Origin of the sequence: Pseudoalteromonas sp. PB2-1 (genome assembly GCF_045040605.1) — a bacterium.
Taxonomy (GTDB): domain Bacteria; phylum Pseudomonadota; class Gammaproteobacteria; order Enterobacterales; family Alteromonadaceae; genus Pseudoalteromonas; species Pseudoalteromonas arabiensis.
Genome location: NZ_CP090667.1, coordinates 3,344,751 through 3,369,313, shown reverse-complemented (window position 1 = coordinate 3,369,313; position 24,563 = coordinate 3,344,751). Strand labels below are relative to the sequence as shown.

Here is a 24,563-nt window from a genome sequence, read left to right as displayed (position 1 = left end):
TCAATCCATGATTATTTGCTTGCCAGGTAGTAGCAAAGTGATAGCTAAACCTGTTTTTGAAAGTGTACTGTCATGCAAGGAAATAGTGCCGCCATACAGTAGAACAATATCTTGAACTATATTGAGGCCTAAGCCACTGCCTTGTGTTGTTTCATCTAAGCGCTTGCCAGGAGCAAACACAGTTTGGCGTTCAGTGGTTGGAATACCTGGGCCGTCATCTTCTATGCATATTTCTATGCCACGCTCAACATGTGTTGCTTTAATAAATACACGTTGTGTGGCCCATTTACAGGCATTATCGATTAGATTCCCTAAGACCTCATCAAGATCATGATTATCGCCATTAAATTGCAGATGAGGGTGGCAAGAGAAATTTATTTTCAAGCCTTTTTGCTTATATAAAAGTTCAAGGCTAAAAATCAGCTCACTGAGTGTGTCTGCGACATTGGTTCTTGCTGCTAGCTTTTCAAATGAGCCCGCCAAACGAGCGCGTGCCAAGTGGCTATGCGTGCTTTGACTCAGTTTTTCAGCTTGTTCGAGAATGATTTTTGCGTCGCTTTGAGGTAACTGATTTGCATGATTCTTTAACACTGAAATTGGATTTTTCAAAGCATGAGCGAGATTTGATGCTTGCAAACGAGCTCGCTCTAATATTTCTTTATTGTTTTGTAGCAAATGATTAAGTTCAGTTTGTACTTCATCAAGCTCATTCGGAAGAGATAAAGTCAAGGAGTCTTGCTGCCCATCACGAATGGCGCGAATTCCTCGTTGTAATTCTTTTATCGGATGAAGCATTTTTTTTAGTTGCCAGAGTAAAAGGCTGGCAAACACCAAGCCTAAAAGTGCGAACGCGACTATTAAGCGAGTTGCGAAAGCAATCACATCACTATGAATATCATCTTTTGGGCCGCTGACAATGATGAATACCGTTTGATCGACAGCTTGAAAATGAACACGACGAATGGCTCCTCGTAAGGCTAGGCCTGTTGGTCCTTCAAATTCAATAAAAGTTAGCTGCGGGTTGTTATGCTCAGCAATTAAAGGAAACGGGGCGTCGGCATATAAAGAAGCTGATTGCTGTTTTACCTCACCTTGATGAATGACTTGCCAATACCAGCCTGAAAAAGGTTCTTGAAATCGCGCTGCTGCAGAGATGTGATCTAGCTGTAACTCCCCTGATGACGTGAACTGTGTGGCAGCCAATAACGAGTTTGATTTATTTGTTAGCGTTCGATCAAATCGTCGCTCGATGTATGAGTCGAAAAGCATGACTAGTGCCACCGATAACACACTCAGCGCAATTATCATGAAAATGATCATGCGCTGTATTAAACGACCGCGTAACGAGTAAGTTTTATTCGTCGGCATTGAGAAGATATCCTTGTCCGCGTCGGGTTTGAATATGCGTGGTGCCTAGCTTTTTACGTACACGGTTGACCAAAACTTCAATAACATTTGAGTTATGTTCAAAGTCCATTTGATATAAATGCTCTGTCAGTGTTGCTTTGGAGACAACCTGATTCTGTCTATTCATTAAGTAGGCGAGCAAACGATATTCTAATGCGCTTAGATCAAGATGAGTTCCTGCTAGTGTCGCACGTTGAGTTGCGGTATCTAACTGCAAAGAACCGGCACTTAAAACGCTGCTAGCGTGGCCATTGCTGCGCCTAACAAGGGCTTCTACGCGTGCCAGTAATTCTTCCATTTCAAATGGTTTGATTAAGTAATCATCTGCGCCAGCTCTTAATCCTGTTACCCGCTCACGCCATGTGTCACGGGCGGTTAAGATAATCACGGGCATTTTATTACCATTTCTTCGCCAATCAGATAAGACACTTAAGCCATCACGTTTTGGCAAGCCAATATCTAAAATAGCGATATCATATTCTTCCGTATCACCTATAAACCACGCTTCTTCGCCATCGTGACATTGATCGACTGCAAATCCATGTTCAGTTAATGCGTGACTAATTTGCTCGGCAGCTTGAGTATTATCTTCAACGACTAACGCGCGCATATTGCTTCCTTTTATGGTTGTTCCTTGCTGATACTCTTATCACCAATCAGTTTATCTAATTCTTGAAAAACACGATTGATGGGATCCCATTGCTTTTTACTATCATCTAAAATCAACTCAAAGGTGTCGGTTTGGTAATAACGATGACTGACATCACCACTACGATTAACAATTTTGACCTTAAAGACTTGTTGACAGTCGAGTTGCTGCACATTTGATTTCAAAAGAGTCTCCCCATTTAATAAGTCTTCAGCTTTGAACTTTTTAATAAAGCGATAAAAAACTTTCGCTGAGGGAGTGTTGCTTTGAACTGTGCACTGCTCATCTTGACCATAAGCGAACCCTGTCAGCAAAAATAAAACGATTGCTAAAGGGATAAAATGGCATTGTTTATTGTTGGATAACGACATAGCCCGCCTAAAAAAGAAGATAGCAACAAAGGAGTATACTTAGCCTTAGCTTACAACAACCTTACAGTCACCACTTAGGTTTACTAATTTATTATTTTAATAAAAAATAAATAGTTAGTTATTTGATTTGTAATGTCTTTTTTGAATATTACAGCAAGCTTACTGGTTATATAACATAGCTGTCAGGGTGATGCTTTTAAGATGCACTCATTGATTGGCAATGAGGCCAATTATAGTCACTTAATGTATAGGAATTATATTATGTCAGCATCATCTTACACTATGTCACAGCGCCTTCAGTCTGCAAAGCGTGCTTTTGTAACGCGCCGAGTAGACAGCAATGATTTGCAGGGATTAAACACAAACCAGTCACCTAAAAGTGGTGACCTTGTATTAGCAAGAGTGACAGAGATTGGTCACCATACAAAAATAGAACGAATTGATGGTCGTAAAGCAACTTTATATGAAGGTGATGAGATTATTCTCGCTTTTGGCAATCGTTATGCTCCAGATCAATTTGAAGCGACCGTACCCAATAACTTAGATGCTTGTCATATGGTTGCTGCTGGTGGTATTGCTGGTTTAGCGCTTGGTTGGCACAGTCGCATTTCAGTACCCACTGCTATTCAACCAATAGGATTAATCACCAATAAACATGATCAGGTTATAAATGTCGCTGATTATAAACTGCCCAGCCATCAATATGGGCTCGTAGCCAATAGCGTGCCAAGCGTGGTGGTGGTTGGAACTTCGATGAATGCGGGTAAAACAACCACAGCGGCCCATTTAATTCATGGTTTAAATGCTGCTGGTCACACTGTGGGGGCAATGAAAATTACAGGCACTGGAGCAGGTGGTGATCTTTGGCTAATGAAGGATTCAGGTGCCGCGCACGTACTTGACTTTACTGATGCAGGTTATCCAACAAGTTTTAATATTGGTAATGAACAAGCGAAGCAAATTTATCCTGTTCTAGCGGCAGAACTAATACGCAAGGGTTGCACTGCAATTGTGATTGAAGTGGCGGATGGTATCTATCAACAAGAAACAAATGCGATTCTAGAAAGTCCTGACTTTAAACAACATTTTCCAAATGTTTTATTTACTGCACGCGAAGCTATGGGTGCACAAAGTGGTGCCAGTTGGCTGGTGAACCAGGGATACAATGTGCAGGGAATTGGTGGACGTATCTGTGCTTCTCCATTAGCCACACGTGAGGCGGCAAATGCATTAGGGATGACGGTGTATGATTTAGCTGATTTACGCGACCCTACAACAGCTTGTTATATTTTAGGAACTGACGCTTACACATCAGGTACAGCCTAGTATGAACAGTGGATTTCCTACATTTTTGTCGGGGATTGGGCCGTTGCGGCTTATATCCCTCACTCTATTAGCATTGCTAAGTGTAGGAGCGAGTAGCTACAAGTTAATTTGGTTTTCAAATGCTTGGCAAAGCGAGGTGTTCTCGCTAACCATAGCACTTTTGGGGGGCGTTTTAGTTAATCTTGTAGCCAGATTTTGCCTCAGTGTTCTTGCCGAGCAAAATGGACAGAAACTCGTTTTAGCATATCGTAATGCGCTTTTTCAGCGGATGTTGAGTGCAGATATAGAACATGGGCCCAACCGTATTGGCGTGGCTATGAACCGCTTAATTAGTGACGCTAATGGTGTTGCTCATTTTGCAGGACGAGGCTTAGCTTACGGACAAATGGGAGGAATAGGGCTAATCGTTTTTGGTTGGCTGCTGTTTATGCAGAATCAAAAACTGGCTTTTAGTGTACTACTTGCTGTGATTATAGTGTTTGCTTTTATTGCGTCCATTACGCTGTGGGCTTTGCGGTTCGCGGGTAATATTCGTACTAGTCGTGGTCGTTTAAGTGGGCATTTGAGCGAGCGTTGCTTTGGTTATCTCAATGTTGCTCGGATGAGGAATCAAGGTAAAGAAGTGAAGCGTATTGATCGTCGAGGACGTGATTTAGCATGGCAGCTTGTGTACTGGCGAGGAGGTATTTTAATATGCCGAAGCTTAGCACCACTCACCGTTACCACTTTAATCGTACTGAACTCAAAAGATATGAACATAATGGCGTGGTCGAGTTTAGTGCGCGTACTTATTTTATCTCTATGTTTATTGAGTATCGATTATTTAATTAGAAGCTGGGCCGATTGGGTTAACTTTTATGTTGCTCGAAAGCGTTTAAAATTAGCTCATGATCGCTGCACGCTAACAACAAAGCGTGCGGAGCATCGTTTAAAGCGTTTTCAACGTTATGATTTAAAACTACGTCAGTTACGTATTTTGAGTGCAATGCCAGAGTGTAATGCTGAGATTGCTGCTGGCGAGCGTATTTTAATTTGCGGGCACGTCGGTAAGTCAATGCTATGTCGCGCTCTTGCGCAACAACGAGAACCTGTCTCTGGGTTTTTAGTGTTAGGTCGAAGACGGTTTGAAAACCTAGACTTTAGACGCTTACAGCAGTTGATAGTTGTTATTGATGAATTTTCTCAGCTTTTTAAGGGATCAATTTACAGCAATATTTTATATGGTACGGGAAAAAAGCGCAGTGCAGAGGTTGAAACATTCATTACAAAATTAGGATTTAATGAATCTTTACTAGACAGCCAAGTTGCTGAGCTTGGACGCGGTTGTCCACAAAGCTTAGTCGCCAGAATTTTATTAGCGAGAGCACTACTTATACAACCTGCGGTATTGGTAATCGATTTGCCGGTGTTTATTGCTCACCCTGAGATCAGGCAGTTACTGAAAGATGTTGCTGAGCAACACTCTTTCACGCTTTTACTCGTAAGTGAGCCAGAGCTGGCACCCATAGCCTATACAGGCGTTTTGAATGTAGATAAAGGCCAGCTCACGGCGCCCTAATATTATTCATTCTACAGCTGATAGGTTTATGACTTTCGGAATTTTATAAGGGGGACTTAGATAATAAACATCATTTAATTTGGCTTGTCTTTGGTTTAATCAGTATTTTTTGTTAGCGTGGTGGCGGGTAGCGTATTAAAATATGCGTTTATATTAAAGAAACTACAGAAGACAATGCCATGACTTGGGGTTTAGATAAAGCACGCAACACGTATAATGTCGCTCATTGGAGTGACGGCTATTTTGACATTAATGCGCAAGGAGAGCTGGTTGCTTACCCTGATGGCGATCAAGCTAAGGCGGCAATTTCCCTATCTGAACTGACTGAACAATTTAAAAAGCAAGGTCTAACATTACCTGTTCTAGTGCGTTTTACCGATATTCTGCAAAATCGTGTTGGCACTTTAACGAGTGCATTTACCAAAGCACGTAATGCACGAGATTATCAAGGTAGTTATACTTGTGTATACCCAATTAAAGTAAACCAACAGCGCTCTGTGGTAACTAAACTTCTGGCTCATCCAAGCGGCTTGGTTGGTTTAGAAGCAGGTTCTAAACCTGAATTAATGGCGATTTTGGGTGTTGCGCAAAACCCCATTACCATTGTTTGTAATGGTTACAAAGACAGTGAGTTTTTGCGCCTAGCCTGCATAGGTCAAGCGCTTGGTCATAAAGTTCACATTGTTGTTGAGAAGCTTTCTGAGTTAACAACGCTATTAACTGAAATTGATGATTTAGGTATTGAACCCTCAATTGGTATTCGTATCCGCTTAAACTCCGTGGGTAAAGGAAAGTGGCAAAACACAGGTGGTGAAAAAGGTAAGTTCGGCTTAACGGCGGGACAGGTGCTTTCGGCTGTTGAGTTATTAAAGTCACATAATAAATTACACCTGATGCAGCTAGTGCACTTTCATATCGGTTCACAAATTGCCAATATCCGTGACATTCATAGAGCGTTACGCGAATGTGCCCGCCACTTTGCTGAGCTAACACAACTCGGTGTGCCTCTTAATACCGTTGATGTTGGTGGAGGACTCGGTGTTGACTATGAAGGCTCTGGTTCACGTAGCGCATGTTCAATGAATTATAGTGTTGAAGAGTATGCACGTAATGTTGTGAATGCGTTTGCTGAAGTATGCCAGCAGCATGACTTAAAACATCCAGCTATTATAACAGAGTCGGGTCGTGCGTTAACTGCGCACCACGCGGTATTGATTACTGACGTGATTGACGTTGAGCGTGCGCCTAATCATGCTAACCCTGCGCCTCCAGAAACAAATAGTGTGTTAGTGCTTGAAGATATGTGGCAATGCTTACAGCGTTTAACACCCCGTATGGCCTTAGAAATCTATCATGATGCTATGCATTTATTTAGTGAAGCTCACGACCAATATGTGCACGGCTTACTGAGCATGCTTGAATGGGCTAAGCTAGAGCAGCTTTATTTTACTATTTTACACCGTGTTCGTGCTTCGCTTAGCGAAAATGCACGTGCGCATCGTGAGGTGCTCGATGATCTCAATGAAAAGTTGGCTGATAAACTGTTTGTTAACTTTTCATTGTTTCAATCATTGCCAGACGTGTGGGGGATTCAACAGTTATTCCCCGTCATGCCTGTTGAAAATTTACATCAGCCACTAACACAACGTGCCATTATTCAAGATATTACCTGTGATTCTGATGGGCAAATCCGTAATTATGTTGAAGGCACGGGAATTGAGAGCAGCCTACCTATCCCTGAATATAAACCTGGGCAGCAGTATCATATTGCGATGTTCTTAGTGGGGGCATATCAAGAAATTTTAGGTGATTTACACAACTTGTTTGGTGATACTGACTCAGTTCATGTGGAACTTACTGACAGCGGCTACCAGCTAACGAATGCAATAAAAGGTGATAGTGTTAAGGACGTATTAAAGTTTGTTGATTATGATAGCGAAATTCTTGCTGAAAACTTCGCAAAAAGGGTCAGTGAACTGGCAATTGATGAGCAATATAAGGCACAATATTTGTCCGAGCTAAATGCCGGCCTTGCAGGCTACACGTATTTTGAAGATTAAGCGTTAAAGGAATAAGTTGTAATGTCCGTTATTCGTTGTGTGTTAAGTATTTTCTTTTATACCATCAATACACTTTTTTGGTTTGTGCCGATTTTTATTTGTGGTCTGATTAAGTTGATTCCAATCAAGCCATTGCAAAAACTAATGAGCTGGCTTGCCAAGCAGTGTGCGACAGTTTGGGTTTCTGGTAACAGTGTTAATCAAAATATATTTGCCCCTTACAAGCTTAACGTTACAGGGCTTGAGCAATTACAAGCAAAAGACTGGTATTTAGTGATTGCAAACCATCAAAGCTGGGTTGATATTTTGGTGATGCAACGCATTTTTAATCGACGTATTCCATTTTTAAATTTTTTCTTAAAAAAAGAATTAATTTATGTGCCTTTTTTAGGACTGTCTTGGTGGGCACTCGATTTTCCATTTATGACCCGTACCAGTAAAAGTCAATTGAAGAAAAACCCCAAGTTACGTGGTAAAGACCTAGAAACAACACGTAAAGCCTGTGAAAAGTTTAAAGAGATGCCAGTAAGCGTGGTTAATTTTGTTGAAGGAACACGGTTTACGGCAGAAAAACATCAACGTCAAAATAGCCCGTTTGAGTATTTACTAAAGCCTAAAGCAGGTGGTGTAGCGTTTGTTATGCAAGCGATGGGGGAGCAAATCTCAAAAGTGGTCAATGTCACCATACATTACCCCGGTGGGATCCCGAGCTTTGTTGATTTTGCGAGCGGTCGCGTAAAATGCATTGATGTCCGTGTTGAAGTGATGGATGTAAGCCCTAACTTAATTGGTGATTACACTAACGATGCAGACTTTAGGGTGAACTTTCAGGCTGAATTGAACCAAATCTGGTTGCAGAAAAATCAGCAATTAGCGCAATTTGAATCGCAAGTAAAATCATAGTTACTTGCGCCATTGAGAGCACACATATGTTAAAAAAATTTTTACCTAATTGGCTAACAGGGCTACTTGTCAGTATTGTGCTGTTTGCCAATGTCATTTTATGGGGCACGCTTGTGCTGCTATTAGGTGTGCTCAAATTGGTTTTACCGTTTAAGGCGGTTAGCCATACTTTGCATTTAGCTTACAAAGGCTGGTGTAATGGTAACCGTCTTGCATTATGGCTTGGGTGCCCCAGTATAGAAGTTAATATTCAAGGCTCATTAAATCGTAAAGGTTGGTACTTACTTATCTCAAACCATATGAGCTGGCTTGATATTGTTGTATTGAGTGCGATTGATGCACTGCCAGCACCTAAATTTTTTCTAAAAGATGAATTAAAGTACGTGCCTTTCATCGGCACGGGGGCATGGGCTATGGGCATGCCATTTATGAAGCGTGTAAGTAAGTCGCAGCTGGCTAAAAACCCTAAACTCAAAGGTCTTGACGTTGAGAGAACCAAGCGCAGCTGTCGAGATTTTAGAAATCACCCAACAACCATTATTAACTTTGTCGAAGGCACGCGTTTTACCACTCAAAAGCACCATAGACAAAATAGTCCCTTTACCCATTTACTCAAACCAAAAGCTGGCGGGATTGCTTTTGCCCTCGAAGTATTGGGAGAGCAATTTGATGCACTTTTGAATACATCGATTATTTATCAAGGAGAGGGAGAGCATATCTGCCGCAATTTAATTTGTGGTCGTCTTGATGCGATAAAAGTGGATATGCAAGTGCAAGCAATTGCTGCACAGATGATTGGGGACTATCAGCATGACCGTGACTTTAGAACCTCTTTTCAGCAGCATATTAACGATTTATGGTTGCAAAAAGATGCTCAGCTAATAAGTTATCATCAAACGCAACAAGACAACTATATGGCAACGATGAATGAGGAAGTTGAAACACCATGAAGCAAACTAACCTGCAAAAATTAGTCATGCCTTGGTTTGAAAATATGCCTGATGCACAGCTGCTTAGCGCACTTACGGCAACGGCTATTGGCATTTGTGCATTACTGTTTGTGTATGTTTTTACACGCAAACTTATGCTTCCTGGTATTCAAAAAGCAGTGACGCGTTTATCGCCTGAGCGTATTGGCGCCCTAGCTCCTTTGTTGACTAAGCTTAATGGCCGTTTTGCCGGTACGTTATGTTGTGTATTATTTTTAGCTACGTTTGACAATGTATACCCTGTTACTGATGTTGCAGCCCTTATACTTAAAACGATAGGGCAAGTAGTGCTAATCATCTATGGCGGCTTCATCATAAGCAGTATTGTTAGTGTTGCAGGTGGTATTTACAACCAGCTTGATTTCGCAAGAGAAGTGCCGATTCAAGGTCTTATTCAAGTGGTAAAACTTATCACGTTTATGATCTGTGCAATCTTAATTGTCAGTATTTTACTTGAAAAGTCACCGACCTATATTTTGTCTGGCTTTGGTGCGATAGCTGCGGTGACCTTGTTAGTATTTAAAGATACGATTTTAGGTTTTGTTGCCAGTATTCAAATTGCAGCTAATCGGTTAGTTACTTATGGTGATTGGATTCAAGTTGACAGTTATGGTGCGGATGGAGAAGTCATTGATCTAGGCTTAAATACGGTGAAAGTTCGTAACTGGGATAACACAATTACAACGATCCCGACTTACATGCTTGTTGCTGGCTCATTCAAAAACTGGCGAGGAATGCAGGAGTCTGGTGGGCGTCGCATCAAACGTTCTTTGAACATTGATATGAATAGTATTCGCTTAGTTGATGAAGCATTTCGCGAGCAAATCGACAGTGCGATTCCATTGCATGATTATATTCGTGTTTCTAGTTTACCTGAGCCTGTTACAAATCTTGGTTTGTTTCGTCGTTATGCTGAAGGCTATTTAAAACAGCATGAAAAGATAAACCGTGATCTCACGTTGATGGTGCGTGAGTTACAACCGCTCAACCATGGATTACCGATTGAATTTTATTGCTTTAGTGAAGATAAACGTTGGATTTCTTATGAGCATCTACAAGCTGAAATTATGGACCATTTGCTAGCAGTGATTCCGATTTTTGGACTGCGCCCATATCAAAGTGTCACGGGACAATTTAGCGCTAATGATCAGAGTGGTATTAAACCGAGCATTAAGGTAAATAGCTCGGCGAGTTAATAATAGTACTAGCTGATATATTGCTGCCCCAACGCCAGCATAATAAAACCTACTAATAGCCACCAAATAGGTGGCTTTGCAAGTCTAAGCCAAGCAAACGCAACTACCACAACGATGATATGCCACACAGTGTGTATTGCTGATTGCCAAATCGGCGAGTAAAGTGCCGCTGCTAAAAAGCCGACTACCGCGGCATTTAATGCAGCAATACTTCCTGCGAAACGGGGCTTATCAGCAAGCTGCAACCAGCTTTTCAAAAATGCGAACATTAATAAAAAACCAGGTAAGAAAATTAAAAGTGTTGCAAGGATTGCACCTGCCAATGAGCTGTTGGGTGTAACTTGTGCGCCGAGGTATGTGGCAATCGTAAACATAGGCCCAGGGATGGCCTGTGCACTAGCATAAGCCGACAAGAATTGCCCAGTCTCAAGAGTTGGTACACCTGCTTGCAAAATGGGTAGCACTACATGGCCACCGCCAAATACCATCGCACCAGTTTGGTAAAATGGTGCAAACATTTCAAACCATTCACCTAAAGGTAAAAAGCTAAGTAATAGTAAGGTGCCGAATAGCCCAAGGGGGAGCCACGCGATAGTCACTTTTTTACTATTATTGGTGAGGGGGAGTTTAATGTGCGGGTAAAACCAGCCAATTGCAGCTGCCACAATAAGCACAAAAACTTGGCTTGATAACTGAGCAAAGAATATTAGCGCAAGTGTACTCATCACCGCGATAAGCTTGTGTAAGTGGGTTTTGCAAAAGCTCACTGCCATACTGTAGGTTGCATCGGCGACAATCACTACAGCAAATAGTTTAAGACCCGCAATGACGGCAAAGTAAAGGTTGCCAAATTGATGGGCGCTCAACGCGAGGAAAAACATAATTAAAAATGAAGGCAGGGTAAAGCCAATAAATGCGCTAAGGCCACCCAGCAATCCTGCTTTTTCGACCCCAATAGCAAAGCTGACTTGGCTGGACCCCGGTCCTGGTAGAGCTTGGCTTAGACTAATTAGTTGCGCGTATCGTTCGTTGCTTAGCCAGTTCAGATTATCAACAAAATGCCTTTTGAAATAACCAAGGTGAGCTGCAGGGCCACCAAAACTCATACAGCCTAGTAGTAAAAATTGTTTAAATATAATGAGTAACATTGCTTTTGCCATACAGGTAATCCACTCTATTATGACAACATTGTATGACATTTTTGTGGTTTTTATGACATTAACGTGTCTTTCATTATCAAAAATGAGTGAACTTGGTGTGAGTAGCCCTTTGAGACAATATTTTACTTACCTGCTATTACTACTTGGTACAGGGGCTGTTTTTGCTTCGCCGTTACCTAAAGTAACGGTCGGGTTAGATCACGCGCCCCCTTATAGCATAGCGACTAAAGATGGAAAATTTAGTGGTGTAGTGGTTGATATAATGCGCGACATGCAAAAAAGTTTACCATTTAGAGTTGATTTTGTTGCTTGTCCATTTCCTCGCTGTGTGAAAATGCTTCAACAAAATGAAATCGATGTTAAAGGTGGATTAATCCGTACTGCTAAGCGTGAAAAAACAATGCACTTTTTAACACCTCCTTATATGGTGCTGACGTCTTCATTTGTGTTTTATGCCCGTGCTAGCAGCTTATTCACTGTCAATAAATATCAAGATTTACGTGGTAAACGCATAGCTGTAACGCGTGGTGCTGTTCACTTTCCTCGCTTTGACCAAGACAAACGATTGCTAAAAGTGGAAGCGCTTAGTGAAAATAATGCCTTCGAGATGTTACTTAAGGGACGTGTCGAATTAGTCATCGGTGTCGAAGATACAGCCGATAATGCGTCAGTGTTTTTACATCGACCCACAAAACAAATTATTAAAATGCCTTATCGTTTTGATGATGTAATCTACGGGCATCTTGCTCTCAGCAAACAGTTTGCTAACACTGAATTAGCACGGCAGTTTCAAGAGCACCTGAATGCAATTGTTGAAAATGGCCGGCTGAGTGAGTTAGTTAAGGTTTATAACCTGCCGCCTGTCACAAAAGTAAATGTGAACAATTAACCTATTCTTCATGGTTTGTTCATCGTTATTTGTTCATAATTGTTAATAATTCAATATTAGTAATTGCCATGGAGAGACACATGACTTTTAGCAAATCGGTTCTAGCAGTAGGTGTATGCGCTGTTTTATTAACAGGTTGTGAAACAACAAATACAGGTAAAGGCGCAGCTATTGGTGCAGCAACGGGAGCTGTTTTAGGTAAAGCAACAGGCGATCATGATGATAAACGTATTTTCATTGGTGCAGCAATTGGTGCTTTAGCAGGTGCGGCTGTAGGTGATTACATGGACAAGCAAGAAGAGGCTTTCCGTGATGAGCTGGCAGGCTCTGGCGTTGAGGTTGTTCGTGAAGGCGATAATATCCGTCTAGTCATGCCATCGAATATTACATTTGCAACTGACCAATCTTATATCACATCGGGCTTTCATAATACGCTGAACGCTATTGCTCAAGTGATGAACAAGTACGAAAAAACTTACTTAAGTGTTGAAGGTCATACTGATAGCACCGGCCGTGATAGCTATAACATGACGCTTTCTCAACAACGTGCACAAAGTGTTAAAGATTACCTAGTGAATCAGCAGATATTATCTGCCCGTATAAGTACACGAGGTTATGGTGAAACACGTCCAGTAGCAAGTAATGATACTGCAAACGGTCGTGCTCTGAATCGTCGTGTAGAGATTCAAATTGTACCAAACACACAAGGTTAGGCTTAAAGCCTGAGCTTGTGGTCAGGTTTGATTTGCCCTTTCAAACCTGACAATCCCTCTTTGTTAATCACGATTAAATTGTAGTTCGCACAACTGCTTATACAAAGGATTAGCAGCTAGTAATTGCGGATGTGTTCCTGTCGCAATCACTTCCCCCTTATCCATTACCACTATTACATCAGCATGTTTAACTGTTGCTAAACGATGTGCAATGATCAGTGTTGTTCTATCTTGCATTAAATGTTCTAGTGCGGCTTGTACATGAAACTCACTTTGCGCATCAAGAGCGCTGGTGGCTTCATCAAGTAAAAGAATGGCAGGATCTTTTAATATTGCTCGTGCTAGCACAATGCGTTGTTTTTGCCCGCCAGAAAGCCTGACTCCTTGTTCACCTAAAAAGCTTTGATAACCATCCGGTAATTGAGTAATAAACTCATCAGCATGGGCATATTTTGCCGCCGTATAAACTTGCTCATCGGTTGCATCAGGGTTGCCATAGCGAATGTTATGCATCACGTCTGAACTAAATAAAATAGGGTTTTGTGCCACCATACCCATTTGCTGACGCAAGCAATTTAGTGAAAGCGCTTTAATATTAACCCCTGCTAGTGAAATACTCCCTGAACTTGGATCGTAAAAGCGCTGTAGTAATTCAAACAGTGTGGTTTTACCCGCCCCTGATGGGCCGACAATCGCCACTGTTTGCCCTTGTTTTACGGTTAAATTAAGCGTATTTAATGCGGCGCTATCTGGTCTTGAAGGGTAATGGAAAGACACATTTTCAAATTGAATTACAGGGTGATTTACTTTATTCGCATTAAATTGTGCATCACTGTTTTTGGCTGGGCTTTGGATCATACTTTCAACGGCAAGTAGCTCCAGCAAGCGGGCGGCAGCACCTGCAGCTCTTTGTAATTCACCGTAAACTTCAGCAACCGTTGCTACAGACATCGCCACCATGATGGCATAAAACACGAAAGCACCAAGCTCACCGCCTGTCATCGTGCCCGCAAGTACATCACTGCCACCAATCCAAAGCATAATACTAATAGCTGTAAAGGTGAGGAATATCACCGCTGCAATTAAAAATGAGCGTTGCTTGATACGGCTTTTAGCCACCTGAAAGGCTTTATTGGTCTCGTTAGCAAAGGCCGCTTTTTCACGTTCTTCATGGCTGTAGCTTTGTACAACTTTAATATTCTGGATTATTTCGCCTGCGTAAGTACTGATATCGGCAATGGCATCTTGGCTAGAGCTTGCGAGCTTTCTCACTTTTCGGCCAAAAATCATCATTGGAAGTAGTACCACAGGTACGCAAGCAACAACCACAAGGGTTAGCTTTAAGTTGGTGATAAGCAGCATAGCCAAACCACCAATCAGCATTAAGCTACTGCGTAGTGCCATTGAAAAAGAGGAGCCGATGATAGATTGTAATAAGGTTGTGTCGGTCGTTAACCGTGACATTAGCTCACCGCTACGATTTTCTTCAAAGTAGCTTGGGTGCAAAGTGACGATACGGTCGAACACCGCTTTACGAATATCATTACTGACTCGCTCGCCAATCCACGACATTAAATAAAAGCGGCAGAATGTGCCAACAGCTAATAAGCTAATCAAACCAATGAGTACCATTACAGCTTGTTGGAGCTGGGCTTGTGAGCCAGCAATAAAGCCATGATCAATGACAAATTTAACGCCTTGACCAAGCGATAGGTTGACACCTGCGGTGAGTAACAAAGCTGCAAGGGCGGCTAATACCACCCACTTATAAGGCTTTATAAACGCTAAAATGGGTAATAAGCTTCGAAAAGCGGCCTGCTCTTTGGTTTTTGCCATGCTAGATTCTTTTAAGTGAATAGGGTATAGATATGGTTATCTTTGTTTTAAAAATCAACAGTAAAGTAAGGGATTAGTATGGAATCAATAACTGTTAGTGGTGAATTCACCGTTAAATTAAACCCAATCGGTGGTTATGCGACAGGTCAAGATGGTGTGAATCTTGGACGTATGTCAATAGATAAAGAATTCTCTGGTGCACTTGAGGCATTGAGTCAAGGTGAGATGTTAAGTGCCATGACAGCAACTCAAGGCAGTGCAGGTTATGTTGCTATTGAACAAGTTGTAGGAAAGCTCAATGGCAAGCAGGGCAGTTTTGTTTTGCAACATTTTGGCACGATGGATAAAGGGGCGGATCGTTTGATTTTAGAAGTCGTGCCTGACTCGGGGGCCGGTGAACTTGAAGGTGTAACAGGGAAAATGCACATTCGAGTCGAAGAGGGGATTCATTATTACGATTTTGAGTACCAGCTGTAATGACATTACCTTTATGGCTTAGCCTAGTCGCCGTTTGCATTATGGGCGCAATGTCACCGGGGCCGAGTTTAGCTGTGGTATTAAAGCACAGTCTGCATGGTGGCATGAAAAACGGTATGTTAGCAGCACTTAGCCATGGTATCGGGGTCGGGTTTTATGCCTGTGCTTCGTTGTTAGGGTTAGGGGCATTGATGATTCAACTGCCAACACTTTATCAAGTACTTGTTTATGGCGGTGCAGCATATCTTGCCTATTTAGGGATTCGTATTTTATTAGCTAGGCCCAGCTCGCAAACACTGCATGTTGAGAAAGCGAAGCCAAGCCCTCGTGCAGCTTTGCAAGATGGCTTTGCCATTGCCTTTTTGAACCCAAAGCTTGCGGTATTCTTTTTAGCGCTGTTCTCGCAATTTATTGACCCAGAAAACCTCACGTTTCAGGTTGGGTTGATTATGTGCTTAACGGTGTTTGTGCTCGATACGGGGTGGTATCTACTTGTTGCACTGTTAACCGAAATATCAAAAAAACGGTTTGGTTTTACCAAGGCAAACCCTTGGTTTGAAAAGCTACTGGGGGTGATTTTTATTGCTCTGTCAGTTCGCGTTGTCGTCACTTTATAAGGAATTCGAAATGACAGAAAGCAGTTTATTGAGTGCCAGTTTTGATCCCAAAGTAAAACGGTATTGGTTATTACTGGGTATGTTTACCTGTGTGATTAGTATGGTAGGTATCCCTTTCATTCCCATTGTTGCGTTAATAATCTGGCTGGTGGCAGGGCGTATTTTAGCGGCGATGTCAGCTACTTTGTTAACTCGTAAATTAGTGGTGAAGCGTGGTGTCTTTTTTAAAGAAGAAAAGTCGATCCCTCTTGAAAAAATAACCGATGTAGCACTAAGCCAAGGTCCTTTGATGCGTCAATTTGGCCTTTATCGACTGAGCTTTGAAACGGCAGGTCAATCAGGGCAAGGTGCATTGGTATCATTACTCGGAGTGATTGATGCAGAGACGTTTCGCGAAGCAATCTTGAAACAAAAAGATGAAATATCTCAAACCAGTCCTAAAGCTGAGCATCAAGCAGAAGATAGTCAGTTAGAACTGCTACGTTCACTTACTTATAGCGTAAAAAACATTGAGCAAATGTTAGTTACGCTATTAGATGAAAAGCGTTAGGCCATTTGTAAAGTAGGGCTACCAGCTTGTACGCTGAGCGCTTTTTGACGCTCGTTAAGCAGTGTGTAATCGGCTGTTTTGACACTACTTACATAATGCCACTGGGCAAGCGCTTGTTGCTGAGTAAAGGTGACGGTTAAGTAGCCGCGTTCAACTAAGTTGTTGTAAGCTAAGTCGTTAACCAGCAATGCGATGACTTGCTCAACTTGTGCGACAGCTTCACTCGATTGTGTATTTAATGCTAAGTAGTTCTCAAGGCCCGGTGAAGAAACCGAAGATGTTGCAAACTCAACACCGGCTGCGGCGTTAGCAGAAACAGGGTTGCTGGCATCAGTGACTAATTGTCCTGCCCAACTGTTATGCGTATCACCCGCCAAGACGACTAAGTTCTTTTGCGCTGCAATTGCTGTCCCAAGTATTACCTCACGTTCATAAGCATAGCCATCCCATGCATCAAGATTATAAGGTGCTGTTGTTTCTACGCGTGCTCGCTGCTCACTCGTAACCGTTGGATCGCCAGCTAAAATGCGTCCTTTAATTTGCGCAAGCTCACTAAATAATGTATTTGCTTGAGCAAGTAATGCCGATGGATCAGCACCGCTTGCTTGAGTCACTTGAATGTTCATTAGTAACTGCAAAACCTCAAATGGCAAATGCATTTTGGTCATCAGCACTTGCTGCCCAAGCACTTGCCATTGTGTTGTTGCTGTCGTTAAACCATCGGTTAGCCATGTTAGTTGCTCATTACCTAATAGAGCACGAGTTGGAGAGCTGATTGCTGTAACAAAGTCAGTTTGTCCTTGGCTGCTGGTTAAATCGAAATCGGCGTAATTAACTTGCTCGTCGCGAGCTAAAACACGGGTATCGAGCATGTGTAATGACACTAAATTACCAAACTCAAAGCGTCGATAAATACGTTCTTTATCGGCTACATTACGGATAGGCATCCATTCAAAGTAGGCTTGTAGCGCATGCATTTTGCGCTCGCTAAATTCACCTTCGCCGTCGTTGTGATTTTCAGCGCCACTGTGCCATGTATCATTTGCTATTTCGTGGTCGTCCCAAACAGTAATAAATGCACAATGACCGTGAGCAGCTTGCAGGTTTTCGTCTTTACGATAATGGCCGTAACGTTTGCGATAATCCGCTAAAGAAATGATTTCATCGCTATTGTCATCAGGTAATAAACGGCCAAGTTCGGCGGCATCTTCAGTGGCATAACCTGTATTGCCATATTCATAGATGTAGTCACCTAAGTGAAGTACTGCATCTAAATCGGTTTGTTTTGCGATTTCACCATACACATGGAAATAGCCAGCAGGGTAGTTAGCGCAAGAGACAACGGCAAATTTTACTTGCTCTATGTTGCTGGTTGGGAGTGTTTTACCTGCCCCCGTGGGTGAAGTTTTACCATTACTTATGAAGCGGTAATAATAAGTAGTGTTAGCATCGAGACCTTGCAGATCAACTTTCAAGGTAAAGTCGGTTGCATCACTTACTTGTGTCTCGCCATCATGGCTTATGGTTGTGAAGTTAGCATCCGTTGAGGCTTGCCAAACTACGTTAACACTCGTGACGTTTTCAAGAGGGGTAATGCGAGTCCAAATAATCAGACTGTCAGCGAGCGGGTCGCCACTGGCTACACCGTGATCAAAGCTGACAAGGGTCTGCTTTGTGGTTTCATCATCATCGTCATTAAGACTACAGCCAGTTAAACCGAAAGATAAAACGGCGGCGCCAAAACCCGCCGCCGATGCTTTTAAAAAACGTCTCCGTGTAAAAGTCATTGCTCTGTACCTATGAGTAGAAAAGTACGAGCTTATCCGACCAGTGTTACTATTCTATGAAGCTAAAACACTTGGCAAATTTGTTCTGCATTACAGGTGATTACTGTGACATTTTCGTAGCCAACACGAGTCAGTGCTTCGGCACTGAGTGTAGCACGGGCACTACTTGCACAGTGTAAGTAGATTGGCCGAGCAGGGTCTTTTTCAATTTCCATTAATTTCATTTCAAGTACACCACGTGGGATATTAATTGCACCTGTCGCTGCTTTAGTGGCGTGTTCAGCAGGTTCACGTACGTCAATTAGTAAACCATGGTTTTCGCTTAATTCTTGTTTTGCTTGGTCAGCGCTAATGCGGCGCTGGTTTGGAGCAATAATTTTCATTAAGTCAGGAATTGGGGTCAGCATACTAATCCTCCATGCCAAGTTTGCGTAAAATGGTGATCATTGGGCACCACTTAGTGAATGCGGATTGAATTAAGTTTAGAGCAATAAATACCGTAAACCAAATCCACAGCGGACTGTGAAACTGTTGTAGCAACAATGAAATACAGATCATTACACCAGCAATTAAGCGAAGCGCGTCATTTAGTTTCATAATAAGACCTCGATAACAGAGTGATGTATTTAATATATTAGATAATTCTACATTAGTAAATTCTAATATTAGACTTTTCTAATATATCAATCTATACTTTAGCGGTATTTTAAGAATATAGAGTAGTGTGATTATGAACATCGATTTTGCGGCTATGGCCGACAATGTGGAACAAGCAGAGCAAATGCTAAAGATATTGGCGAATAAAAATCGTTTGATGATCTTATGTTCCCTACAAGATGGTGAAATGAGCGTGAGCGAATTAAACGAAGCTGTGCCGTTGGCGCAGTCGGCATTATCGCAACACTTAGCGGCGCTGAGAAAAGCTCAGATCGTCGCGACTCGACGCGAAAGCCAAACCATCTATTACCGTGTAATAGATAAGAATGTAGTGGCTATTCTTGCAACCTTATATGGTTTATTTTGCAAAGGTAGTTAGGTAATGAATGCTATCGATAATGCAGTAAAAAACAGCTTGAGCGGTCGCCTCCCTGTCATTATTTTTATTATGTCGGTGCTGCTCGGTTTAATGGCATTAAAGCAAACCCCTCGTGAAGAAGAACCGCAAATTGTGGTTCCTATGCTTGATATATATGTGGCAGCGCCAAACGTTGAAGCGCCAGAAGTAGCAAGGCTGGTAACTGAGCCATTGGAGAAGTTATTGGCGCAGTTAACGGGCGTTGAGCATATTTATTCGACCACACAGAGTAATGCTGCTGTTGTTACTCTTCGCTTTGAAGTCGGTCACGATCGTGAGCAAGCGATTCTCGACACTTACGCTAAACTCTATAGCTATCAACACACCATGGCGTCAGTGATCAGCTCATGGCAAATTCGTCCGGTTGAAGTGAACGATGTGCCCATTGTGATGCTGGGCTTATTTAGTAAAGATCCAAAACTTTACGATGATTACCAACTAACCCGCTTTGCCAACGAAATCGCCAATAGCCTACAGCGCATCGAAAACACCAGCGAAGTGAAAGTGATTGCTGGTAGAACTCGACAATTAACGATTAACCTTGATGCGAGCGCGCTCGCTGCACACCAAACAACCCTAACCGATGTGTATTATGCACTTAGCGTATCTAACCAATTAGTGAATGTGGGCAGTGTTGTTGAGGGGAGGCAGCAAATTGCCTTACAAGTGGGTGATGTTTTACGTTCACAATCTGCGATTGAACGCCTTGTTGTCAACGTGGTAAACGGTAAGAGTGTTTACCTAAGTGATGTGGCCCAGGTGAGTGATGGCCCAAGCGAAGCACAAAGCTATCAATGGCTGGCTCAATCAGATAATCAGCAACAACTTCCTTTAGTGACCATTAGTGTCGCTAAACAAGCAGGCACCAATGCGGTCGCTGTAGCGAATGAAGTGCACAGTATGATGGGCAGTTTATCGGCTAATCTACTACCAGATGAAGTGGGCTACACCGTACTGCGTGACTATGGCCAAACAGCGAACGAAAAAGTAAATAACCTTACCTCGAGCTTAGTGTTTGCGGTATTTACCGTGGTTATTTTTGTTGGTGTATTTTTAGGCTGGCGACCAGCAATTGTGGTTGGTTTAGCAGTACCTATTTGCTACGGCATCACCCTGACACTTGATTTTGCCTTTGGCTATACAATTAACCGAGTCACACTGTTTGCACTAATACTTTCTTTAGGTTTATTGGTTGATGATCCGATCACAGGAATAGACAACATAAGTCGCTTTTTAACCCACAAAGGCGATAAAAAACAGCGCATAGTTGATGCCATGAGTGAAATACGTGTAGCGCTGTTTATGTCTACATTGACCATTATGGTGGCATTTATCCCACTTGCGTTTATCACCGGCATGATGGGGCCGTATATGGCACCGATGGCATTCAATGTGCCGGTAAGTGTAATGGTTTCAACCATAGTGGCATTTTTTGTTACGCCTTGGTTGGCCATGAAACTACTTAAAGCGCCAGTCGATGACAGCGTACAACTCGATGCCAATCAGCATGGTTTATATGAGCGCATCTTATCGCCATTACTTGAGTCTAAAGGCCGTGCAAAACTCGTTCTATGGACCACATTATGCCTGTTTGTCGCCAGTGCCATGCTACCCGTCATGCGTGTTGTGCCTTTAAAGTTGCTACCGTTTGATAATAAAAATGAGTTGCAAGTTTTAATCGATATGCCAGAGGGCACGAGCCTTGAGCAAACCGCAGCTTTCACGCGAAAAGTACAAACTGTCACTTGGAAATTAAATGAGGTAAGCGAGGTGGCAGCCTACGTTGGCCAGCCATCGAGTATGGACTTTAATGGTATGGTACGTGGTTATTATCGACGCGAAGCCGCCAATCTTGCTGAGCTAAGAGTATTACTGCTTGATAAAACTGAGCGCGGCCATCAATCTCATGCTGTGGTCATGCGCTTGCGTGCCGCATTAGCACCACAGGCAACCGATGGCATTGTTATTAAAGTGGTTGAAGTACCACCAGGCCCACCTGTTTTAAGTACCTTAGTGGCTGAAGTTTACAGTGAGCCATTTGTTGATACAGACACTCACTATCAAGCAGCTCTTGCTGTTGCAGCAAGGTTAAAGCAAGAGCCACATGTGGTTGAGGTTGATACCAGTATTGCTGCCAATGCACCCTTACAACGTTTTGTTACCGATAAAAGTAAAGCGTCATTGTCGGCGGTCTCTACGCAAGATATTGCCCAGACCTTAGCCATTGCCTCGCATGGGCAAAATGTTGGGGTGTTATATGTTAGCGGCGAAACAGACCCTGTTGATATTAAACTGCAACTGCCGTATCAAGACCGAAATCAATTTGCTCAATTGCTCGCATTGCAGGTTCGCGGTGACAGAGAACTCGCAAAAACCAGTGATGAATTTGGGCTGCAAAGTGCACCGCGTCCGCTGGTGGCATTATCTGAATTAGGCGAGTTTCAGTATCAAGATGTTGCTAAACCAATTATGCGTAAAGATCAGCGTAATGTTGTGTATGTAATGGCTGAGCTAAACGGTCGTACACCCGCTGAGATTATTGCTGACGTAAATGCCGACTTAGGTATCAGCGCTGACGAATTTAGCCAAACTGATTGGCAAAGTAGGCACTTTTTCAATAATGGTGGTAGCCAAGCTTGGCAATTACCTGCTGGCACTGACGTAACCTTTAGTGGAGAAGGTGAATGGCGAATTACCATTGATGTATTTAGAGATATGGGCATTGCCTTTGCGTTTGCGCTCACTGCAATTTTCATCATCTTACGAATTCAAACAAATTCTGTCAGTTTGTCACTGATCATCATGTCGGCTATTCCATTAACCGTGATAGGTATCATGCCGGGCTTTTGGCTATTAAATCAATTTGGAGAGCGCAGCATTGCTGGTGCTCCAGAGCCGGTGCTATTCACCGCAACAGCCATGATTGGCATGATTGCACTTGCCGGTATTGTGGTTCGTAACTCACTTATTTTAGTTGAGTTTATTAATCAAGCTCGCAGCCAAGGTATGGCAATTAAACAGGCTTTAATCGCCGCAGGCACGGTGCGAATGCGCCCCGTGTTGCTGACAGCCGGAACCACCTTATTAGGTAACTTGGTGATCACCCTAGACCCAGTATTTAGCGGTCTAGCGATTGCGATTATTTTTGGGATTGTGGCATCAACATTGTTCTCATTATTTGTTGTGCCGCTGGTTTATTATTTAGTGTTTGCAAAGGATGCAGCCAAAGAGGAACAAGCTCATGCAAGGTAAATCAAAACTTATTGGTTCAATCATCGCGTTATCAGTGATCATTGTGGCGGTACTTTACATGGCGGGCAGTTTTTCTGATAAGCAAGCTGCAGGCATGAAAAACCCATCGGCAAATGATTACACTGGTCAGTTAGTGACAGTGAGACTGGCTGATATTGCGCGTGATGAAGTTGTACCGGGCACTGTGATTGCCAAACAAAATACGCAAATTTCATCACGGGTTATGGCACAAGTTGAGCGTTTAAATGTCCGCGCTGGCGATACAGTAAAACAAGGTGATGTGCTAATTACCTTGCAGCAAGATGACTTTCAAGCAGGGCTTGCTCAAAGTGATGCACAAATTAATGCTATTAATGCCTCGCTTACTCAAGCTGAGAAACAACTAAAACGTATTAACGATTTATACAAGCAAGGCTTGGTATCTGTAAGCGAGTACGATGATGCAAAAGCAAGGTTCGATAATTTAACTGCGAATCTAGCGATTGCTAAACAGCAGCAAGCACAAGCACAAGTTGCACTGAGTTTTACGCAAATCAAAGCGCCGATTTCAGGTGTTGTGGTTGAGCGTTTTGCAGAACCTGGCGATACCGCAACCCCTGGCACGCCATTACTCGCACTGTATAACCCACAGCAATTGCAATTAGCGTTTAATGTCAGAGAGCAGCAAGCAATTAAGTTGGCTGTTGGCCAAACCCTAACGGTTAAATTACCTGCTTTATCAATATCGATGCCTGCCACAGTGACAGAAATTGTGCCCGTTGCTGATAGTGCTGCGCGTAGTATGGAAATCCGTTTAGAAACAGATGCGCAAACTGGGTTAATGCCTGGGCTTTACGCACAATTACAATTACCGCTCGCCCCTGAAAAAGGGGTGTTGATTGACTTAAGCTGGGCGCATCAATATGGCCAATTGAGTATGGTCTATTTACTTGAAAATAATCAAATCGTGCGTCGCTACGTTCGCCTTGGCGAAATGGTCGATGGACAGCAGCACATCGTTTCAGGTTTAAACCCAGGTGATGTGCTGGCTGTTGATTTTAAAGCTAAATAAAGGTCGCTATTTCGTCCAGCGACTTTTTCACTAAGGCATGTTCAGGGATGGTTGCATCTGTGCCTGGGTAGCCTGCAATTAGCAGCATGTAAGGGCGCTCATTATCTTTATCGCGGCCACAAATTTCGGTTAAGAAGCTCATTGGTTTTGGTGTATGCGTAAGAGTTGCAAGGCCCGCTCTGTGAAGTGCTTGAATTAAAAAGCCAGTTGCCAAGCCTACAGACTCATGAACATAGTAATTGGTATTTTTGTCATCGGCAGAAATACCCCCTTTCTTTTGGCTAAACACGGCAATTAGCCAAGGTGCATGCTCAAGGTAGGGCTTACTGGCATCTGTGCCAAGTGGTTTTAATGCATCTAACCATTCTTTACCTGCGCGACCTTCATAAAATGAGCGCTCTAGTTTTTCAGATGCTTCACGAATTTGTTTCTTCACATCGCTGCTGTGTATTGCCACAAAGTGCCAAGGTTGATGATTGGCACCACTTGGTGCAGTGCCAGCCGCTTTAATACAGGTTTCGATTATTTCTTTTGGCACAGGTCGGTCGCTAAAGCTACGAATACTGTGGCGACGTTGACTCACGGCTAAAAACTCTTCGGCGCGTTTTAGCATCTCGTCATGAGGGTACTCAATAAAATCATTGAGTGGCTGATTTTTGTGTTCTTGCATGGCTTTTCGCTTCTTGTGTGTTGATGA

Annotated in this window: 23 protein-coding genes; 14 read left to right on the top strand and 9 right to left on the bottom strand. The window is 42.7% G+C overall.

Features of this window, described 5'->3' with window-relative positions; all coding sequences use genetic code 11:
* From L0Z67_RS15760 to L0Z67_RS15750, 3 genes are read right to left on the bottom strand one after another with little or no spacing between them, the layout of a single operon-like run.
* Complete coding sequence (locus tag L0Z67_RS15760) at positions 1–1,368, bottom strand: ATP-binding protein (protein ID WP_405128231.1); 1,368 nt, start codon at positions 1,366–1,368, stop codon at positions 1–3.
* On the bottom strand, positions 1,355–2,017 hold the full coding sequence (locus L0Z67_RS15755) for a response regulator transcription factor (RefSeq protein ID WP_062568308.1): 663 nt from the start codon (positions 2,015–2,017) through the stop codon (positions 1,355–1,357). The genes L0Z67_RS15760 and L0Z67_RS15755 overlap by 14 nt, the downstream gene beginning before the upstream one ends.
* A gap of 11 nt (positions 2,018–2,028) precedes the next feature.
* Positions 2,029–2,427 carry a hypothetical protein gene (locus L0Z67_RS15750; RefSeq protein ID WP_405128230.1) on the bottom strand — a complete coding sequence of 133 codons (399 nt, stop codon included), beginning with the start codon at positions 2,425–2,427 and terminating at the stop codon, positions 2,029–2,031.
* Between the two features lie 261 nt (positions 2,428–2,688).
* On the opposite strand from L0Z67_RS15750, the gene L0Z67_RS15745 reads away from it, so the two are divergent.
* From L0Z67_RS15745 to L0Z67_RS15720, 6 genes are all read left to right on the top strand, one after another.
* Entirely contained in the window at positions 2,689–3,753 is a 1,065-nt protein-coding gene (locus L0Z67_RS15745; RefSeq protein WP_237114556.1) for a molybdopterin guanine dinucleotide synthesis B family protein, read from the top strand.
* Position 3,754: 1 nt separating this feature from the next.
* The gene (locus L0Z67_RS15740) at positions 3,755–5,311 is read left to right on the top strand and encodes an ATP-binding cassette domain-containing protein (protein ID WP_405128229.1); all 1,557 of its coding nucleotides are present in this window, start codon (positions 3,755–3,757) and stop codon (positions 5,309–5,311) included.
* A gap of 179 nt (positions 5,312–5,490) precedes the next feature.
* Positions 5,491–7,371: a biosynthetic arginine decarboxylase gene (gene speA / locus L0Z67_RS15735; protein WP_062568305.1), complete on the top strand. Its 1,881-nt coding sequence runs from the start codon at positions 5,491–5,493 to the stop codon at positions 7,369–7,371.
* Positions 7,372–7,392: 21 nt separating this feature from the next.
* Positions 7,393–8,274, top strand: a complete 882-nt coding sequence (locus tag L0Z67_RS15730) for an acyltransferase (RefSeq protein ID WP_062568304.1) — start codon at positions 7,393–7,395, stop codon at positions 8,272–8,274.
* Positions 8,275–8,300: 26 nt separating this feature from the next.
* Entirely contained in the window at positions 8,301–9,224 is a 924-nt protein-coding gene (locus L0Z67_RS15725; protein WP_405128228.1) for an acetyltransferase, read from the top strand.
* Positions 9,221–10,459: a mechanosensitive ion channel family protein gene (locus L0Z67_RS15720; RefSeq protein WP_062568302.1), complete on the top strand. Its 1,239-nt coding sequence runs from the start codon at positions 9,221–9,223 to the stop codon at positions 10,457–10,459. The genes L0Z67_RS15725 and L0Z67_RS15720 overlap by 4 nt, the downstream gene beginning before the upstream one ends.
* Positions 10,460–10,467: 8 nt before the next feature.
* On the opposite strand, the gene chrA is transcribed toward L0Z67_RS15720, so the two are convergent.
* Complete coding sequence (chrA, locus tag L0Z67_RS15715; protein ID WP_062568385.1) at positions 10,468–11,607, bottom strand: chromate efflux transporter; 1,140 nt, start codon at positions 11,605–11,607, stop codon at positions 10,468–10,470.
* Between the two features lie 31 nt (positions 11,608–11,638).
* Between chrA and L0Z67_RS15710 the strand changes: the two genes are divergently transcribed.
* Both L0Z67_RS15710 and L0Z67_RS15705 read left to right on the top strand, forming a co-directional pair.
* Positions 11,639–12,508, top strand: coding sequence for an ABC transporter substrate-binding protein (locus L0Z67_RS15710; RefSeq protein ID WP_062568301.1), 870 nt, complete (start codon positions 11,639–11,641; stop codon positions 12,506–12,508).
* 80 nt (positions 12,509–12,588) lie between these two features.
* A complete protein-coding gene (locus L0Z67_RS15705; RefSeq protein ID WP_062568300.1) occupies positions 12,589–13,221 on the top strand; it encodes an OmpA family protein in 633 nt (210 codons plus the stop codon).
* A 63-nt stretch (positions 13,222–13,284) separates the two neighbouring features.
* Here L0Z67_RS15705 and L0Z67_RS15700 read toward each other — a convergent pair whose 3' ends face one another.
* Entirely contained in the window at positions 13,285–15,057 is a 1,773-nt protein-coding gene (locus tag L0Z67_RS15700) for an ABC transporter transmembrane domain-containing protein (RefSeq protein WP_405128227.1), read from the bottom strand.
* Between the two features lie 78 nt (positions 15,058–15,135).
* Here L0Z67_RS15700 and L0Z67_RS15695 point away from each other — a divergent pair, with 78 nt between their 5' ends.
* From L0Z67_RS15695 to L0Z67_RS15685, 3 genes are read left to right on the top strand one after another with little or no spacing between them, the layout of a single operon-like run.
* Positions 15,136–15,534, top strand: a complete 399-nt coding sequence (locus L0Z67_RS15695) for a DUF3224 domain-containing protein (protein WP_405128226.1) — start codon at positions 15,136–15,138, stop codon at positions 15,532–15,534.
* Positions 15,534–16,151 (top strand): LysE family translocator, encoded by a 618-nt coding sequence (locus L0Z67_RS15690; protein ID WP_405128225.1) that lies wholly within the window; start codon positions 15,534–15,536, stop codon positions 16,149–16,151. The genes L0Z67_RS15695 and L0Z67_RS15690 overlap by 1 nt, the downstream gene beginning before the upstream one ends.
* 10 nt (positions 16,152–16,161) lie before the next feature.
* Complete coding sequence (locus tag L0Z67_RS15685; protein WP_237128286.1) at positions 16,162–16,701, top strand: PH domain-containing protein; 540 nt, start codon at positions 16,162–16,164, stop codon at positions 16,699–16,701.
* On the opposite strand, the gene L0Z67_RS15680 is transcribed toward L0Z67_RS15685, so the two are convergent.
* The 3 genes from L0Z67_RS15680 to L0Z67_RS15670 form a co-directional block, all read right to left on the bottom strand.
* The gene (locus L0Z67_RS15680; RefSeq protein ID WP_405128224.1) at positions 16,698–18,488 is read right to left on the bottom strand and encodes an alkaline phosphatase D family protein; all 1,791 of its coding nucleotides are present in this window, start codon (positions 18,486–18,488) and stop codon (positions 16,698–16,700) included. The genes L0Z67_RS15685 and L0Z67_RS15680 overlap by 4 nt on opposite strands.
* A gap of 62 nt (positions 18,489–18,550) precedes the next feature.
* The gene (locus L0Z67_RS15675) at positions 18,551–18,895 is read right to left on the bottom strand and encodes a rhodanese-like domain-containing protein (protein ID WP_054562833.1); all 345 of its coding nucleotides are present in this window, start codon (positions 18,893–18,895) and stop codon (positions 18,551–18,553) included.
* Position 18,896: 1 nt separating this feature from the next.
* Positions 18,897–19,085, bottom strand: a complete 189-nt coding sequence (locus tag L0Z67_RS15670) for a DUF2892 domain-containing protein (RefSeq protein ID WP_054562832.1) — start codon at positions 19,083–19,085, stop codon at positions 18,897–18,899.
* A 133-nt stretch (positions 19,086–19,218) separates the two neighbouring features.
* Between L0Z67_RS15670 and L0Z67_RS15665 the strand changes: the two genes are divergently transcribed.
* The 3 genes from L0Z67_RS15665 to L0Z67_RS15655 are packed head-to-tail and all read left to right on the top strand — an operon-like array spanning position 19,219 to position 23,866.
* Positions 19,219–19,524 carry a metalloregulator ArsR/SmtB family transcription factor gene (locus tag L0Z67_RS15665; RefSeq protein ID WP_062568294.1) on the top strand — a complete coding sequence of 102 codons (306 nt, stop codon included), beginning with the start codon at positions 19,219–19,221 and terminating at the stop codon, positions 19,522–19,524.
* A gap of 3 nt (positions 19,525–19,527) precedes the next feature.
* Positions 19,528–22,815 carry an efflux RND transporter permease subunit gene (locus tag L0Z67_RS15660; RefSeq protein WP_405128223.1) on the top strand — a complete coding sequence of 1,096 codons (3,288 nt, stop codon included), beginning with the start codon at positions 19,528–19,530 and terminating at the stop codon, positions 22,813–22,815.
* Positions 22,805–23,866: an efflux RND transporter periplasmic adaptor subunit gene (locus L0Z67_RS15655; protein WP_405128222.1), complete on the top strand. Its 1,062-nt coding sequence runs from the start codon at positions 22,805–22,807 to the stop codon at positions 23,864–23,866. The genes L0Z67_RS15660 and L0Z67_RS15655 overlap by 11 nt, the downstream gene beginning before the upstream one ends.
* Here L0Z67_RS15655 and L0Z67_RS15650 read toward each other — a convergent pair.
* Positions 23,859–24,536, bottom strand: a complete 678-nt coding sequence (locus L0Z67_RS15650; RefSeq protein ID WP_193989005.1) for a nitroreductase family protein — start codon at positions 24,534–24,536, stop codon at positions 23,859–23,861. The two genes, L0Z67_RS15655 and L0Z67_RS15650, sit on opposite strands and share 8 nt — an antisense overlap.
* Positions 24,537–24,563: the final 27 nt, after the last annotated feature.

Excerpts from the sequence above, each read along its gene's own strand:
- L0Z67_RS15760 (WP_405128231.1), bottom strand. The coding sequence starts at position 1,368 with ATGCCGACGAATAAAACTTACTCGTTACGCGGTCGTTTAATACAGCGC.
- L0Z67_RS15755 (WP_062568308.1), bottom strand. The coding sequence starts at position 2,017 with ATGCGCGCGTTAGTCGTTGAAGATAATACTCAAGCTGCCGAGCAAATT.
- L0Z67_RS15750 (WP_405128230.1), bottom strand. The coding sequence starts at position 2,427 with ATGTCGTTATCCAACAATAAACAATGCCATTTTATCCCTTTAGCAATC.
- L0Z67_RS15745 (WP_237114556.1), top strand. The coding sequence starts at position 2,689 with ATGTCAGCATCATCTTACACTATGTCACAGCGCCTTCAGTCTGCAAAG.
- L0Z67_RS15740 (WP_405128229.1), top strand. The coding sequence starts at position 3,755 with ATGAACAGTGGATTTCCTACATTTTTGTCGGGGATTGGGCCGTTGCGG.
- speA (WP_062568305.1), top strand. The coding sequence starts at position 5,491 with ATGACTTGGGGTTTAGATAAAGCACGCAACACGTATAATGTCGCTCAT.
- L0Z67_RS15730 (WP_062568304.1), top strand. The coding sequence starts at position 7,393 with ATGTCCGTTATTCGTTGTGTGTTAAGTATTTTCTTTTATACCATCAAT.
- L0Z67_RS15725 (WP_405128228.1), top strand. The coding sequence starts at position 8,301 with ATGTTAAAAAAATTTTTACCTAATTGGCTAACAGGGCTACTTGTCAGT.
- L0Z67_RS15720 (WP_062568302.1), top strand. The coding sequence starts at position 9,221 with ATGAAGCAAACTAACCTGCAAAAATTAGTCATGCCTTGGTTTGAAAAT.
- chrA (WP_062568385.1), bottom strand. The coding sequence starts at position 11,607 with ATGTTACTCATTATATTTAAACAATTTTTACTACTAGGCTGTATGAGT.
- L0Z67_RS15710 (WP_062568301.1), top strand. The coding sequence starts at position 11,639 with ATGACAACATTGTATGACATTTTTGTGGTTTTTATGACATTAACGTGT.
- L0Z67_RS15705 (WP_062568300.1), top strand. The coding sequence starts at position 12,589 with ATGACTTTTAGCAAATCGGTTCTAGCAGTAGGTGTATGCGCTGTTTTA.
- L0Z67_RS15700 (WP_405128227.1), bottom strand. The coding sequence starts at position 15,057 with ATGGCAAAAACCAAAGAGCAGGCCGCTTTTCGAAGCTTATTACCCATT.
- L0Z67_RS15695 (WP_405128226.1), top strand. The coding sequence starts at position 15,136 with ATGGAATCAATAACTGTTAGTGGTGAATTCACCGTTAAATTAAACCCA.
- L0Z67_RS15690 (WP_405128225.1), top strand. The coding sequence starts at position 15,534 with ATGACATTACCTTTATGGCTTAGCCTAGTCGCCGTTTGCATTATGGGC.
- L0Z67_RS15685 (WP_237128286.1), top strand. The coding sequence starts at position 16,162 with ATGACAGAAAGCAGTTTATTGAGTGCCAGTTTTGATCCCAAAGTAAAA.
- L0Z67_RS15680 (WP_405128224.1), bottom strand. The coding sequence starts at position 18,488 with ATGACTTTTACACGGAGACGTTTTTTAAAAGCATCGGCGGCGGGTTTT.
- L0Z67_RS15675 (WP_054562833.1), bottom strand. The coding sequence starts at position 18,895 with ATGCTGACCCCAATTCCTGACTTAATGAAAATTATTGCTCCAAACCAG.
- L0Z67_RS15670 (WP_054562832.1), bottom strand. The coding sequence starts at position 19,085 with ATGAAACTAAATGACGCGCTTCGCTTAATTGCTGGTGTAATGATCTGT.
- L0Z67_RS15665 (WP_062568294.1), top strand. The coding sequence starts at position 19,219 with ATGAACATCGATTTTGCGGCTATGGCCGACAATGTGGAACAAGCAGAG.
- L0Z67_RS15660 (WP_405128223.1), top strand. The coding sequence starts at position 19,528 with ATGAATGCTATCGATAATGCAGTAAAAAACAGCTTGAGCGGTCGCCTC.
- L0Z67_RS15655 (WP_405128222.1), top strand. The coding sequence starts at position 22,805 with ATGCAAGGTAAATCAAAACTTATTGGTTCAATCATCGCGTTATCAGTG.
- L0Z67_RS15650 (WP_193989005.1), bottom strand. The coding sequence starts at position 24,536 with ATGCAAGAACACAAAAATCAGCCACTCAATGATTTTATTGAGTACCCT.